Below are 14,319 nucleotides of genomic sequence, written 5' to 3'. Positions count from 1 at the left end.
AGGGGAATGAATACTAGGTGCCAATGATAATTAATGTCAATTGCAGCGAGCGGATTTAATGCTCATTTGCAGCTCAGATAAGTAAACCCTGGTGACAGGCATTACGCTCCTGCTGCCGATGGACACGCGGATCGATGCCCTTAGACCATGCCCGCGCAACATCACGCAGAGCACGAGCATCTCCTAAGCTAAAATTCAGGGTAGGTACCGAGAGAAATACGGGGTTGCTTATCCGCTCAGGAAAAGCGGAAGTGCCAGCTCTTGGCGCCTTTCGTATTCACGAAAAGGGCGAGGCCGTTGTAGTCAGGGAGGGGGTAGACCTTGGCACGGGGTTTGGCGTTTCGGACTCAGGTATCGGTGAGAGTCGGGCCGAAGCCTCTCTTTTCAACGCCGAACGTAAATGTCACGCACAAAAAAACGCCACTCATTGAGTGGCGCTTTTTTTAATCTTGGAGCGGGAAACGAGACTCGCATCTGGTGTCCGACTCATTGAAATTTAAGGGGTTTCCGTTATTCCTGAAGCAGGAAAGGACTTGATTCTGGACTTGTTTTCGGTGGGTATCAAGAGGAAGGAAGGCGGGACTCCGGGCTGTGCCATTACCTACTACCACTAGCCAATCGGGCGGGAAGCGTCCGGTCTGGAAAGTTAGGCGATGGTTACAAAGTGACGTGCGTTGCCCGTGTCGACTGCAGGATCATCTCTCTACGAGCGAACATACACCAATCGAGCCAATGCTGCCTTTGCAGATTCACTCGGCAGAAAAAGCAGCATAACGAGTAAAAAGAGAGGTAAAACTTTTCGAGAGCTTGCTGCTTGAACTCATCGCAAAACCGCTGCTACCATGCGATGGCGCCCCGGCAGGCGTATGACTCCCGTCTTCAAAGCTGGTAACGGCACTGCTTTGCTAAACGACTGACTATGAATTCAATCGGTCTGTTGTAGCGGAGACGGGTGACGCTGCGTGATAGGCCGGGAGATATTCATGGTTACCCTCGCTACCCCTCCGTCCACTGTCGACGGCATCAAGCGCTTGGCAAAGGCTCTCAAGCGCGAATTTAATATCACTCACCACCAAGCCCTCGATGAGGCTGCTCGCAAAGCAGGCTTCCAGAACTTCTTGCACGCCAAACGTGCGATTACCACGATTGCGGCTCAAAACTACATCGCCTATGTAACGGCGTACTGGGATGACGTCAGCTCCGAGGTTCGATCCTCCGGTCGTTACACAGTAGAGGTTCGCCTCACGCGCCCCCTTTCCGAGTTGCTTATCGACGGCCTTCAGGTTGGCGGCGCCTATTTGAGTAGATTCAAGCTTGAGGCGCCAGATCATCTCGAAATGCGTACCGATGCTAGCAGCCAGGTCAGTGCGATGCAGTATCTGGATCAAGCTAGTTTTACTCTGCTCTTCATGAACTCGACCGGGCTGGTGAGAGTTTTCCGGAATGGGAACGTTAAGGTCATGAATGACCTGGATAGGGTGCCCAAAGCCGATCACATGACCGGCTGGGAGGATCCACAATCGGGCGATTGGTTACTGCTAGATGAGCCCTACATTTCGCCTATGCCGGGATTCAGGAAGGAGTGGCTGCAGGAGCACGGGCTGTATCAAGTGGCGCCAAGATGGCCGGGACTCTACTACCCGGGCCAAGCCGTCCCATACCTGATTTCACCTAGTCAGGAGCTACTCGCGAAGGTACAGGCCCAGGTCGAGGGACTTCCGGACAGTGCTTACCCCAAGGGGACGCCTCAAGGAATGGCGTACGACTCCAAGTTTATTAGCCCAGCCCGCATCGCCTCCGGAAAACAAAGTAGATCGCGCACAATGCCGTTCACCGGTGTCAGAAACGGAGCGATCGCGTACGGCGGAGCGCCTGGGGTTCGTTCTAGGTGGCGCCCCGCGCGGGGCATGTCACTTGAGAAGCACACAACTATTGGGCCCATCCTACGTAAGCTCTGCAATAGTTCTATGCGTACTGCCGGCGTAACTGCCAAGGTTCACGAAAAATTAAACCAGGTGCGATCGCGCCTAGAGGACTGGGCTTTCATGGAGCATCCCGGCGGCATTACGGCAGAGGTCGACGCCAAGCTCTACTACGGACGAGCGATTGATGGATATACCACTCCGCAAGACACTCTCAAGGCCATCGAGACTGTCCGAGACTTGCTCCTTAAAGGTTATGAGGAGTGCAAGCCAAGAGCTCAGATGCTTGCAAAGATTGAGGCCGCTGCCGCGGACCTTCAGAAAAAGGTAAGTCGTTAGGCGTTGGCTGCTCCCGCATGGCCTGCCTTGCTTTGGGGCAGGCCATGGTTTGTCGTAAGAACTGCAAAACAAACCCAGCATTCGTCTCACGGCTATCGACTGCACCAGATTTGACATGCATGCCATGTAGACATGATCGACAGAAAACAATCATGTCCCAAAGCGTGGTGTAGCTCATCGTGGCTCTCAAAACCTTTCGTTGAGAATACGGCATCGCGGACGTCGCCCGGCCTGCTGTTTGGGTCCGGTCGTCACGTCCTGCTCATAGCAGAGAATGAGCGTCGCCTGATTGCTGCCATCTAGGAAAACCATAAATCCAGAGGATCTATTCGGTCATTGCCTCAGTTTTTCCCCGCGATGACGACGACCCCAATCCGGTCTGCCAGATCTAGCACCGTGTCGAATGCATTCGAATCCTCGGTCAAGCTGCGTGACGCCCCCTGCGAATGGAGCGCACCTTCAGGAATCCGGTCACCAAAGAGCACCACCGCACGTGCCGAATCATCTTGTCGGGACACCCATGACAGCCCTTGCACATCCGGATATTGACGGTGGATCGCCTCTGCCCATTTGCGCGTTGCGGGGTATTGATCCTTCTCAGTGTCGATCAATTGCTTGCGAGTGACGCCCAATTTACGCAGTGGGACACTGGACAGATCAACCAGTTGCAGCGGCTGGCTAACCTGGACGACAGAGTGCACCTGCCCAGCTAGCTTACTTTTGTCAAAGCTCTTGAAGCCAGCCGTGTGGGGAACGTCGTGGAAAATGGTTTCCATCAAGGCGCACTCAACTGTTGTGCCGCCATACAAAGTAGGAATCGCCTGCCCCTGATCGTCCTGGATTGGGCTGAAGCGTGCATTGCCGTGCACACCGGGATTGAATTGATCCGGCTGATATTTATCCTGATGCACACGATGGAACACGTCGCCTTTAGCAAGAACCGTGAACGTCACGCGCAGCGTAGCCGCGGGAACCGGGGTGATGGACGCCGCCAAATCGGTGGCCGGTGTAGCCATGTTATCGCTGGACTCGGTACGCTGCTTAGCCATGGACAATGCCCTGGATCTCATCCAGTGCGGCAGCAATCACCCGATCAGGCGCCGATGCCAGCAGGTCCTGGGGCCTTTTACCACCCAGAAAGCTGTTATCTGACCGGAACCAGTAAGCCAGACCCCAGCCGTCCTTGTGGCCACCGAAAGCCTCAATGACTTTGGCTAACGCCTTGAACGGCCGATAGCCCGCGTCCGGATCCAAGCCGTAACCCGGGAAATAGTCGACCCCACCATGATTGATAGCGAAGATCTGACCTTGCTTTTTCCATTTGTTGGGCTGGGCACTCGGGTTTCGGGTACTCAACTGGGCCACCTGCGCGATATCTGCGGAGGTCAACCAGTCACCGCTCTCCAGCACTGCTTTGCGGGCCTGTACCAGCATCGCCGCTTCCTTGAGCAGACGAGGCGAAGGTGGCTTACGCGTCACAAACACCTCGGCCAGGCGCTCCAGTGCCTTCGGGTCCTGACGCTCCTGCAGCACCTCATACATCGAGGAGGCCACATGGGCAAAGTTTTCCGCCAACGCTTCAAATACTCCGAGCTTGATACGATCGAAAGACACGACCAGCACTCGATCCGCATGTGAGCGGCTCAAGCTAGCCCGCGCCTCCTTGGGCGTACCCACTAAGGTGGAGACGCCCGACTGCTCTGTAACGCTCATGGAAAATTTCCTCACCAGTTATCTACGCTATCCAATCCTAGCATATCTCAGATAACCCTAGCTCTGACCTAACAATAAGCACTCTCTCAATACAACTTTTCGTAGCAGCGCACTGGCAAATGCGCGCATTGAGCAATACCCTGCCCGTACCGACCCAACGTTACGAGCTGAAACATGTCAGGGATTGCCATATTTGAAAGCCCACGTTGGCTACGAGATCTTCTCCGCTTCCTGCCGCTGAAGAGCCAATTCGTCCTGTCCGGCAACATCCGCGACCTGCAGGCCAGTGAAGTGGCGCCCGGCACGGTGACTGCGCAGAGCTTCAACCAAACCCTCTGTAATGCCCTGCTCGATGCTGGCTACACCCAGGTCATCGCCTGGGATCCCGTGTCCGGTTTCCGGGCAGTCGACAAACCCGGCTCCGCCCCTGAAGCCGGCCAGACGTTGCTGCAGGAACTTGGCCTGACTCCGGTCAATGGCGCAGCACCCGCAGGTGTCGATCTGCTGGGCGCCACCCTGTCACGGCTGGTGGGTCGTGCTGGCGAACCTATCGCGCTGATCATCGATTTCGCCTCACGCCTGGTGGTTCGCAACGACTCCCTCAGCGCTGCTGAACACCAGCTCTTCACGCAGGCCCTGGTGCAATCCCATCAGGCTCGCAGCCGTCCGGCCACACAGCTGCGTAAACCGTTCTTCAATACCCTGCTATGGCTGGTGGAAAAAGAAGGTGATTTGCCCGACTGGTTGCTGGTCGACAACCCGCGCCTGCGCCACATTCCCGTGTCCAAACCCGATCAATTGTCCCGCCGTGCATTGGCACCGGCGTTGCTCAAAGGGCTCAGTGGCAGCCAGGGCGCCAGCGAAGTGGTAATGCATCAGGCTGTGGAAGCTTTCGTCCAGAACACCGAGGGATTGCTGCTGCTCGATCTCAGCGCCATTGCGCAACTGGCGCGGGTCGAGGGTGTAGCCATGGAGCAGATTGCCGATGCGGTGCGTCGCTACAAAATCGGTGTCACTGAGGATCCGTGGCTGAAGATCGACCGTCAGCGTATCCGGCATGCGGACGCGCTCGTCCACCAGCGGGTCAAAGGCCAGGAGCATGCGGTGACGCACATGCTCGACATCGTCAAGCGTGCGATGACGGGCGTCGGCGCCAGTCGCAAGGGCAACCGTCCACGGGGCGTAGCCTTTCTCGCGGGACCGACCGGCGTAGGCAAGACCGAACTCGCCAAAACGATTACCAGCCTGCTATTCGGCGACGAAAGTGCATATATTCGCTTCGACATGTCGGAGTTCAGCGCCGAGCATGCCGATCAACGCCTTATCGGCGCACCGCCCGGCTACGTCGGTTATGACGTCGGCGGTGAGCTGACCAATGCTATTCGCGAGAAGCCGTTCAGCGTGGTGTTATTCGATGAAATTGAAAAAGCTCATCCACGGATTCTCGACAAGTTCCTGCAAATCCTCGACGACGGAGTGCTGACTTCAGGCCGCGGTGATCGGGTGTATTTTTCGGAGGCCCTGATCGTGTTCACTTCCAACCTGGGGATCTATCGCCAGGGTGACAATGGCGAACGCGTTGCCAACGTCCTGCCGGGCGAAGCCTTCGAGCATGTCCAGGACAAGGTGCACAGCGAGATCGACCGGTATTTCAAGCTGGTGCTCAATCGTCCGGAAATCCTCAATCGAATCGGCGAAAACATCATCGTCTTCGACTTCATTCGCGAAGGCGTTGCAGTGCAGATCTTCGAACAAATGGTCAACGCCACCTTCGACGACCTGCAGGGACAGAACCTGTTTATCGAATTGGCCCCCCAGGCACGCCAGACACTGCATAGCCTCTGTCTGCAGGACCTGTCCAACGGTGGCCGGGGCATCCGCAACCAGTTAGAGGCACGCCTGCTCAACCCCCTGTCGCGGGCACTGTTCGATCAGGACGCGCAACCGGGCGAGCACTTCACGATCACCGAGTTGGACATCACCGGACTGAAGATGGAACGTCGCTGAACATGGACCTTAGCCTGTCGCGCATGCATTTTCCGGTCACTACCCTCGGCCCGGGGCGACGTATTGGCATCTGGTTCCAGGGCTGCAGCATCCGCTGTCCAGGCTGCATCTCTGCCGACACCTGGGGCCCCGGGCACCGACGCTTGTCGCTGGAGCAACTGCTTGAACAGATAACCCCCTGGCTGCATGAGGCCGAAGGAATCACCATTTCCGGAGGGGAACCGTTTGACCAGTTCGACGCCCTGCGATCACTGCTCGAAGGCCTACGTCGGCTCAGCGAACTCGACATCCTGGTCTACAGTGGCTACTCCCTGGAGCAACTCAACGAGCCGTTGCTCCAGACCAAGGGCTTGATAGATGCCTTGATCAGCGACCCCTATATCGAAGCGCTCAGCCAGACCATGGCCTTGCGCGGCAGTGACAATCAACGTCTGAGCCTGCTCACGCCACTGGGCCGGGCACGCCTGGGTTATTACGAACGCCTGCTCGAACCCACCGACAAGGCGCTCGATTTGATGTTTGACGAAAGTGGCAGCGTCTGGATGGCCGGCATCCCACGACGTGACGATCTATTGCGCTTACGCGATCTGCTGCATGAACAAGGCCATCATTTACAGATCAGCGCACACGCGTCGCGACGCCGCTGAGTGGAGCACACCCCATGATACGTTTCTGCCCTAACTGCAAAACCGAGCGCGCCCTCCAGGAAATGTTCTGCGAAGGGCTCATTCAGGAACAACCCTGCGGCTGGGACCTCGCTGGCGAACCCATTCGTACCGCCGGCTGGCGGCCGCAAGCCGTCTTCACTGAGGAAACCCTCCCGCCAGTCAGTCCGGCTCAGGGGAGTGTCCCTGACCTGCTCTGCGAAAACGGTCACCCGATGGTCGATGGCGACCTGATGTGCCTTGAATGTGGCAGCTCACTTGCGCAAGCAACGTCCTACGACGCCCAACCAGACAGCAGCGAACCAGAGGGCATCGCCCAGACCCTGATCGATGGTTGGCGGCTGATTCGTCAGATCAGCAGTACCGACGGCGTGCGAGAACGATACCTCGCCAAGCACGAGGAAACCGCGCAACAAGCGGTCCTGACCCTGTATCGACCCGGCGCCGAACCGGACCCGGCGATCTATGATGTGATCCGTCGACTGCCACGCGAGCACGTCCCCGAAATCATTGCCACCGGCCGCTGGGATGACCGGGCCTACGAGGTCATCGAAGAACTCACCGGCGGGACCCTGGCAGACCTCGGCAGCGTGATCCGCGACAGCGACAGCGTGCACCATGTGGTCAACGAACTCGGCCAGGCGCTGCATGCGTTCAACGAGGCAGGCCTGCGCCATCGTGACCTGCGCCCGGCCAGCCTGCTGGTACGTTCCCGCGAACCGCTGGACCTGGTGATCAGCGGCTTCGGTTCGGCACGCCTGTCCGAGTTCGACCTGGACATCGTATCGCCACTGGAAACCAGCCGCTACATGGCGCCCGAAGCCATCGCAGGCGGCGTTGCGGCTGCCTCGGACTGGTGGAGCCTGGGCATGATCCTGCTCGAGCAACTGACCCAGGGCGCCTGCTTCGATGGCATCAATGCCAATGCATTTCTTATTCACGTGCTGGCCAACGGAGTACCGATCCCCGACGACCTCGACCCGCGCCTGCACCTGCTGCTGCGAGGTTTGCTGGCACGCGACCGTCATCAGCGCTGGCAATGGCCGCAGGTCGAAGGCTGGCTCAACGGCGTTGCGGTCGAGGCACCGGCCTCTTCCGTCCAGCAAACGGACGAAGGTGAAGGCGCGACCCTACTGCTGGGCGAGCGCCGCTTCCACAAGCCCGGCGTATTCGCCCTGGCGGCTGCCCAGGCGGATAACTGGCAACAGGCCCTGGACCATTTGCTGCGCGGTGTGATCGTGACGTGGGCCGAGCAGGTCGGTCTCGCCCCTTCTCTGGTCGCCGGCTTGCGCCAGGTCGTTCAGCACGAAGGGATTGAGGACGACTTCCGTCTGATGCTGGCCTTGAGAATCCTCAATCCGGAAATCCCGTTGATTCATCGTGGCGACATCGTCACACCAGGATGGCTACTGGAGCACCCACTGGAAGGCTATCGCCTGATCAGCGGATCGGTCCCGGACCTGCTTGAGCAATTGCAGACCGACAACTGGCTGTCGCGTCTCAAATCCCGCGCCGAAAACGTACGTCAGCGTGCCCTGCACCAACACATCGAGTTGGTTGAAGAGCAACTGCGGATATTCCTGCTATCGACCTCGCGCGCCAAGCTGTCCACGCAATGGCAAGAGCGCCAACGCCTGTTTCCAGACACCGACCATCCGGGGCTGAGCTCACTGTCGGAGCGCCGGGTGATCGCCGAAGAAGACCTGATTGTGCTGCTCAGCGCGGCGATCAGTCAGTTCCGTTCGGGGGCCTCGATTGTAGAGGCCGCCGCCGAGTTGGCCAGGACTGCCGATGTCGGTTGGTTCGACTCCGAAGGGGCGACCCAACTGCTATTCCATTCGCGGCTTGAGCTGTACCGCAGTGTCGATGAACGCATCCAAGGCTTTGCCCGGTGTGGCGTGCCGGCAGTGGACGAGTGGGCCGAGCAGTTCCGCCTGGAGCGACGTATGCCGTTGGCCCAGGCACTGGTGTTGCTCGCCATTCCGTCCAGTCATTGGCTGGAACCACAGAAACAGCAGTACGTCTCACAGATCCTCGACTTCTTCGAGAAGAAGGTGGTGACCGCAGTGATGCGCGGACCACTGGTGCGTATGAGCATCGGCAAGAGCACCGCACGGATCGACGTCAACGAACTGAACAGCGCGCGCAGCCCGGCCGCGGCTTTGCTCGATCACCTGTTGCAACGTAATGCCCGGGCAGTGAACCTCGACCCAGAGAGTTTTCAGCTCAACGGCCAGCTGGAATCGCGCCTGCATGCCTTGTACCGGCAAAGCGCGCTGTACAAACGCGACACCGGCATCGACGGCCTGTACCTGGGCTTCCCGTTCCTGCTCAATCGCGACCCTCGCGGCACCACGCGTACGCGGATCATCCCGCTCCTACTGTGGCCCGTGAAACTGCTGCTGGAGCTGGGTTCCCGTGGTCACGCCGCCTTGGCGTTCGACAGTGAGCGTGAGGAAGTGCGGCTCAACCCCGCGTTGGAAAGCGTGCTCGGCGCCGAAACCTGCAAACGTTGGCGCAAGACCGCCGATGAACTGCTGGGCCGCTCGTCAATTCGGGCGGCGGATGTGATGGACGCCTTCGGCATGCTCGCCACCATTCGCTCTCGCGCCCTTGGCAACCTGCCCGCCAGCACCGTGGAGATCGCGCCCTACCAAGACGAGCTGGACTGCGCGGCGGTGCTGTTTCACGTGACCTTCATGGGGCAAGCCATCGGTGAAGACCTGCGCCAACTGAAAACCCTGTCGCCCGCCGGTACCGGCCTGGAAACGGCGTTGCGCCTCAAGACTGCCGACGAAACCGCGCACGAGGCACCGCCAGGCGAGCTGCAACGTTACTTCACCGTGGCCAGCGATCCCTCCCAGGAAGCGGCCGTGATCCAGGCCCGACAAAGCCCGGGACTGCTGGTCGAGGGGCCGCCCGGAACCGGCAAGAGCCAGACCATCGTCAACATGGTCGCCGACGCCATAGGCCGCCAACGCAGCTTGCTTATCGTCTGCCAGAAACATGCGGCGCTTGAGGTCGTGTACAAACGCCTGGTCGCCGAAGGCCTTGGTCAACGCATCGTCATGCTCAATGACGTCAACCGCGACCGCGAGCCCGTCATCCGCAATATTCGCGAACAACTGGAAAGCCTGTTCACGAACGGCAGCCAGGCGCAGGGCTGGCAGCGCCAGCGCGAACAAGTCGCGGCCCGCATCGAGGCCTTGGAGGGCGAGCTCGACCGCTTCCACCAGAGCCTGCATCGCCTGGATGAAAATACCGGCCTCAGCTATCGCAGGCTGCTCGGCGAGTTGATTGAATTGGAATCCGGCCCGGCCCCGCTCGCGTTCCCGGCCCTGCGCCAACGCCTGGCCTCCCTGGACCTCGCTAGCCTGACCCGTTTGGAGGAAAGCTGCGCCCCTCTGATTCGCCTGTGGTTGCCCGCACGCTACGAAGGCAGTCCATTGGCCCAGTTACAGTCGTTCGCCGCCGACCGGGCGACCTTGCAGGCTTTCACCGACAATCTGCACAGTTTCACCCAAGCCGAACACAACCGTCAGGCCACGCTGCAAGCACACCCTGCCAGCTTCGAAATCGACGACCCGGTGCCGTACCGTAACTGGATAGCGGCCCATGTCGCAGCCCTGCTCGACCTGAAGCAAGAGCAACGTCTGCGCCTTGCGCGGTGGCTACCGCTTTTCCGCAGCCGCGAAGCGGGCCAACCTCCACGGGGAGAGTCGATTCTCGGTGAACTACAGCAACTGGATCAGCAACTCGGCCAACTGGATCAGGACCACTACGCCCCCGCCTTGTCACCGGCCCTCTGCCTGCTCGAAAACAAGGCCCTCAGGCATCTGGATCAAGACTGCACCAAGGTCATGGCAGCCCGGTCCTGGTTGGCGAACATCAACCCGATGCATCTGTTGCGGCGCAACCGACTGCGCAACTTCCTTCAGGGCCAGGGGGAAAGCCGTGTTATTGAAGCACTACCCACCCTGCAGGCAGCCATCCGCCTTGAAAGCCAGTGGCGACCATTGCGCGCCGAGTTGAGTATGCTGCACCAGGCGTTGGAACTGGAAGCTGTGAGTCAGCAAGCCTGCCTGGAATTGATCAGCTTCGCGAAGAGCGACATCCGCCACCTGCTGGAAATCCAGGCGCTGGCCATGGCGTTGGCGCAATCGCCTCGCGCCCGGCAGGCCGACGAGGCCGCCCTCGCCGGCGACAAACAACATCTCGAGGCGCTGCTCAGCGATCTCGATGCTTCGCTGATGCGCCATGGCGTTCGCCAATCCAGCCTCGAGCAACTCAAGGTACTCGGCGACTGGCTGGGCGAAGAACTGGTGCAGCAGCTGCAGCATGCCATCGAGCACAATCTGAGTAATCAACTGTCTCTTGATCGGCTGCATGAAGCGCTGCCCTTCCTGGCCGCCTACCAGGCATTCCGCGGGCGCGCTGCTCAGTTGACAGCAGCCGACCTGGAGCTGCTCGCATTGCTGCGCCAACGCCAGGAACAGTTGGACAACATCGCGCCCGAGCAGCTTGAAGCCGCGGTGCGGCGCCTGCTCAACCGCGAAGCTCGACTGGGTTGGAAACACCGCGTCGAGCAAACCAATCCCGAACTGCTGTTCAGCCAGGACGAAGCCCGTGCCAAAGTCGCCAGCCTCGCGCAAGCCGATGCGCAGATGCGGCTGCTCAACCGCGAGCTGCTGGCCAAAGCCATCAACCTTGATCACCTGGGTAATCGCAAACAATGGGAGGATGTCACTCGTCTGACTGGCAAACGCTCACGACGCCTGCGCGAATTCATTGAACTGGGCAGTCACTTAGGCCTGATGAGCCTACGCCCGGTGTGGTTGATGAACCCGGACGTCGCCAGCCGTGTGCTGCCGCTCAAGGCAGGCCTGTTCGATACCGTTATCTACGACGAAGCCTCACAGATGCCGGTTGAGTTCGCCCTGCCGACCCTGTTCCGCGGCCAGGTCACTGTGGTCAGCGGCGATGAGAAGCAAATGCCGCCGACGGCATTCTTTTCCAGTCGCATCGAAAGCGACGAAGCCGAAGTGTTTGATGGCGACGAACCTGATGAAGACGCGGATGAGGAACAACGCGAAGCGTTCGAAGACACTTGGAATCGTCGCGAGATCAAGGATTGCCCCGACCTGCTGCAACTAGCGCGCAACGCCCTGCCCAGCACGACATTGCAGATCCACTACCGCTCGGCCTACCGTGAACTGATCGGCTTTTCCAACGCCTCGTTCTATGGCAATCGCCTGAACGTTCCGGTCCGACACCCGCAAGCGAGCATCCAGCGCATCAAGCCGCTGGAGCTGATTCAGGTCGGTGGGCTGTATCAAAACCAGAGCAACGCCCAGGAAGCCGAACGGGTCGTCGAGTACCTGAACGAATTGTGGCAGGAGCCCTACGACCATCGACCCTCGGTGGGTGTCGTCACCTTCAACCGCAAGCAGGCCGACCTCATCGAGGAGCACTTGGAGCAGCGGGCAGAGCAGGATGAACTGTTCCGCGCCGCCTACACCCAGGAGCGCGAGCGCAGCGAAGACGGCGAGGACATGTCGGTGTTCGTCAAGAACGTGGAGAACGTGCAGGGGGATGAACGCGACATCATCGTCTTCTCCTCCACCTTCGGTCGCAACAGCCAAGGCACATTCCGCCGCAGCTTCGGTGTACTGGGGCAGACGGGTGGCGAACGACGCCTGAACGTGGCGGTGACCCGCGCCCGGCGCAAGGTGGTGATGATCACGTCGATGCCGATCGCCGACATCTCCGACATGCTCAACACGCACCGTGCCCCCAACAGCCCGCGAGACTATCTGCAAGGCTATCTGGAATATGCTCGCGCGCTCTCCTCGGGCGAGTTCAGCAGCAGTACCAAGTTGCTGGAGCGCCTGCAGACCGACCGCAGCAGCCAGCATCGTGAGCAAGGTCAGCAACGCGACGGCTTTGTCAGGCTGGTCGGTGAATTCATTCATTCCCTGGGATGGCAGGCCGCTCCCGCCAGTGAAGGCGACGCTTTCGGTCTCGACTTCGCCATCGAGAATCCAGGCACGGGCCTTTACGCAATCGGCATCGAGTGCGATGCGCCTTGCCATAATCTGCTGGAACGTGCCCGCGCCCGAGAAATTTGGCGCCCATCCGTGCTGCACCGCGCCATCCCGCACATCCATCGTGTGTCGTCGCAAGCTTGGTATCACAGCGGCGACAGCGAACGCTCACGGCTGCGTGAAGCAATCGAACACGCCATGCAAGCCGAGCAGCCGCTGCAACCCAGCCCTACTTCAGTTGATACGGAAATCTGCCAATGAGTGGTCCCAAGGTCGTTCGCATTGTTACCCGCGAAGAAATCATCGCCATTTGTGAAGGCCACCTGCAACGCCTGGAACGCGCCGTGGACCGCTGGCAGACACAGGCCACAAGGCTTGGCGAACTCAGTGAACAGGAGCGCTCCGCCTTCTTGGAGCGACACACTCGCCTTCGCGCTCTGCTGGCAGAAGACCGATTGGCAGAACTGCAGAAGGCCGTTCCAGTGGAGATCGAGCACCTACACCGTGACTTGGAGGACCGCGAAGAGCGCGCGATCATTCGCGCTGCCGAACGACGCCAACGCGACCGACGCGTCCAGGAAAACGCAGAAACCCTGCTTGACGCTTTGCAAGCCAACCCCGAAAGCGTCGATCAGGCCTTGCTGGAATCCCTCTCCCGATTGGCCAGCGGTGCCAGTCGTGAAGATGCCGAACGTCTGCTGGCCGAGGGTTTCGGCCACTTGAGCAAGGCAAACGAGGAGCCAACCCTAAGCGATACCCAACGCGCCCTCGCGCAGCAACTCAAGCTCGACGAACCCGAGCTTTCCCTGCGCGAATGGATTGCGGCCCGGGAGCCGGATGCAACGCGCGACGTACGGTTGCTACGCATTGACCGCCACATCGTGGAGCTGCAACTGCTGCAAGGCGCTGAGTGTGCCGCGCCGTTCCTCCTGGCACTGGAACGCGCTGAAACGGAAGCCGATGCCAAGCGGCGCAACCTGCTGCTCGACAGCCTAGTACTCGACCTCGCCGCTGCCACGCGAAACTTCCAGAGACAGCGCGAGTGTCTCGAACAAATGCAGGATCTGGCCAGCGAAGTCAAAACCTACACAGGCATCGAACACGCGACCTTGCTCGGTCATATTGGCGCTTGTACAACCGACACCGAGCTCTCGGTAATGACCGGACTGATCGAGCAGTGTAAAACGCTTATCGCTTCCCACTTACAGGACCAGGCCGCCCTCGCCCGCCGCGAAGCCGTGCTCGGCGGGTTGGCCAGCCTCGGCTACGAAGTGCGCGAAGGCATGGCGACTGCCTGGGCAGAAACCGGCAAGGTCGTGCTGCGCAAGGCCGCTACCCCCGGCTACGGAGTGGAAGTGGGTGGAAAAGCCGACAATGGCCGCATGCAGGTTCGCGCCATAGCCCTCAGCAGCGATCGCGACAAGGCGCGGGATCGCGATATTGAAACCATCTGGTGCGGCGAATTCCAGCGGCTGCAAGCCTTATTGAAAGACAAGGGCAGCGAGTTACTCATCGAGCGTGCGCTTTCGGTAGGTGAGGTTCCACTTAAAGAAACGAATATTTCCGAGTCGGGCGTAGAAACAATTGCTGGTCAACAGAATGCATTTCTTAAATGAACCGCTGAGGCTC

At 59.6% G+C, this 14,319-nt stretch carries 7 protein-coding genes; 5 read left to right on the top strand and 2 right to left on the bottom strand.

The window, feature by feature from the left end:
- The first annotated feature begins 983 nt into the window (after nucleotides 1-983).
- On the top strand, nucleotides 984-2,261 hold the full coding sequence (locus LOY35_RS12055; protein ID WP_258632741.1) for a DUF5623 domain-containing protein: 1,278 nt from the start codon (nucleotides 984-986) through the stop codon (nucleotides 2,259-2,261).
- Nucleotides 2,262-2,602: 341 nt separating this feature from the next.
- Here LOY35_RS12055 and LOY35_RS12050 read toward each other — a convergent pair whose 3' ends face one another.
- Nucleotides 2,603-3,310: an RES family NAD+ phosphorylase gene (locus tag LOY35_RS12050; RefSeq protein ID WP_258632739.1), complete on the bottom strand. Its 708-nt coding sequence runs from the start codon at nucleotides 3,308-3,310 to the stop codon at nucleotides 2,603-2,605.
- Nucleotides 3,303-3,974: a hypothetical protein gene (locus tag LOY35_RS12045; RefSeq protein WP_258632737.1), complete on the bottom strand. Its 672-nt coding sequence runs from the start codon at nucleotides 3,972-3,974 to the stop codon at nucleotides 3,303-3,305. Before LOY35_RS12045 ends, LOY35_RS12050 begins: the two co-directional genes overlap by 8 nt.
- Nucleotides 3,975-4,148: 174 nt before the next feature.
- Between LOY35_RS12045 and LOY35_RS12040 the strand changes: the two genes are divergently transcribed.
- Genes LOY35_RS12040 through LOY35_RS12025 form a run of 4 tightly spaced genes read left to right on the top strand, consistent with a single transcriptional unit; the run spans nucleotide 4,149 to nucleotide 14,306 of the window.
- A complete protein-coding gene (locus tag LOY35_RS12040; protein ID WP_258632735.1) occupies nucleotides 4,149-5,981 on the top strand; it encodes an AAA family ATPase in 1,833 nt (610 codons plus the stop codon).
- A 2-nt stretch (nucleotides 5,982-5,983) separates the two neighbouring features.
- Entirely contained in the window at nucleotides 5,984-6,628 is a 645-nt protein-coding gene (locus LOY35_RS12035) for a 4Fe-4S single cluster domain-containing protein (protein WP_258632733.1), read from the top strand.
- Nucleotides 6,629-6,642: 14 nt separating this feature from the next.
- A complete protein-coding gene (locus tag LOY35_RS12030) occupies nucleotides 6,643-12,951 on the top strand; it encodes an AAA domain-containing protein (protein ID WP_258632731.1) in 6,309 nt (2,102 codons plus the stop codon).
- Nucleotides 12,948-14,306 carry a hypothetical protein gene (locus LOY35_RS12025; RefSeq protein ID WP_258632729.1) on the top strand — a complete coding sequence of 453 codons (1,359 nt, stop codon included), beginning with the start codon at nucleotides 12,948-12,950 and terminating at the stop codon, nucleotides 14,304-14,306. The genes LOY35_RS12030 and LOY35_RS12025 overlap by 4 nt, the downstream gene beginning before the upstream one ends.
- Nucleotides 14,307-14,319 lie beyond the last annotated feature (13 nt).

Source organism: Pseudomonas sp. B21-028 (assembly GCF_024749045.1).
Lineage (GTDB): Bacteria > Pseudomonadota > Gammaproteobacteria > Pseudomonadales > Pseudomonadaceae > Aquipseudomonas.
This window is presented reverse-complemented; position numbering and strand designations above follow the sequence as displayed.

Excerpts from the sequence above, each read along its gene's own strand:
- LOY35_RS12055 (WP_258632741.1), top strand. The coding sequence starts at position 984 with ATGGTTACCCTCGCTACCCCTCCGTCCACTGTCGACGGCATCAAGCGC.
- LOY35_RS12050 (WP_258632739.1), bottom strand. The coding sequence starts at position 3,310 with ATGGCTAAGCAGCGTACCGAGTCCAGCGATAACATGGCTACACCGGCC.
- LOY35_RS12045 (WP_258632737.1), bottom strand. The coding sequence starts at position 3,974 with ATGAGCGTTACAGAGCAGTCGGGCGTCTCCACCTTAGTGGGTACGCCC.
- LOY35_RS12040 (WP_258632735.1), top strand. The coding sequence starts at position 4,149 with ATGTCAGGGATTGCCATATTTGAAAGCCCACGTTGGCTACGAGATCTT.
- LOY35_RS12035 (WP_258632733.1), top strand. The coding sequence starts at position 5,984 with ATGGACCTTAGCCTGTCGCGCATGCATTTTCCGGTCACTACCCTCGGC.
- LOY35_RS12030 (WP_258632731.1), top strand. The coding sequence starts at position 6,643 with ATGATACGTTTCTGCCCTAACTGCAAAACCGAGCGCGCCCTCCAGGAA.
- LOY35_RS12025 (WP_258632729.1), top strand. The coding sequence starts at position 12,948 with ATGAGTGGTCCCAAGGTCGTTCGCATTGTTACCCGCGAAGAAATCATC.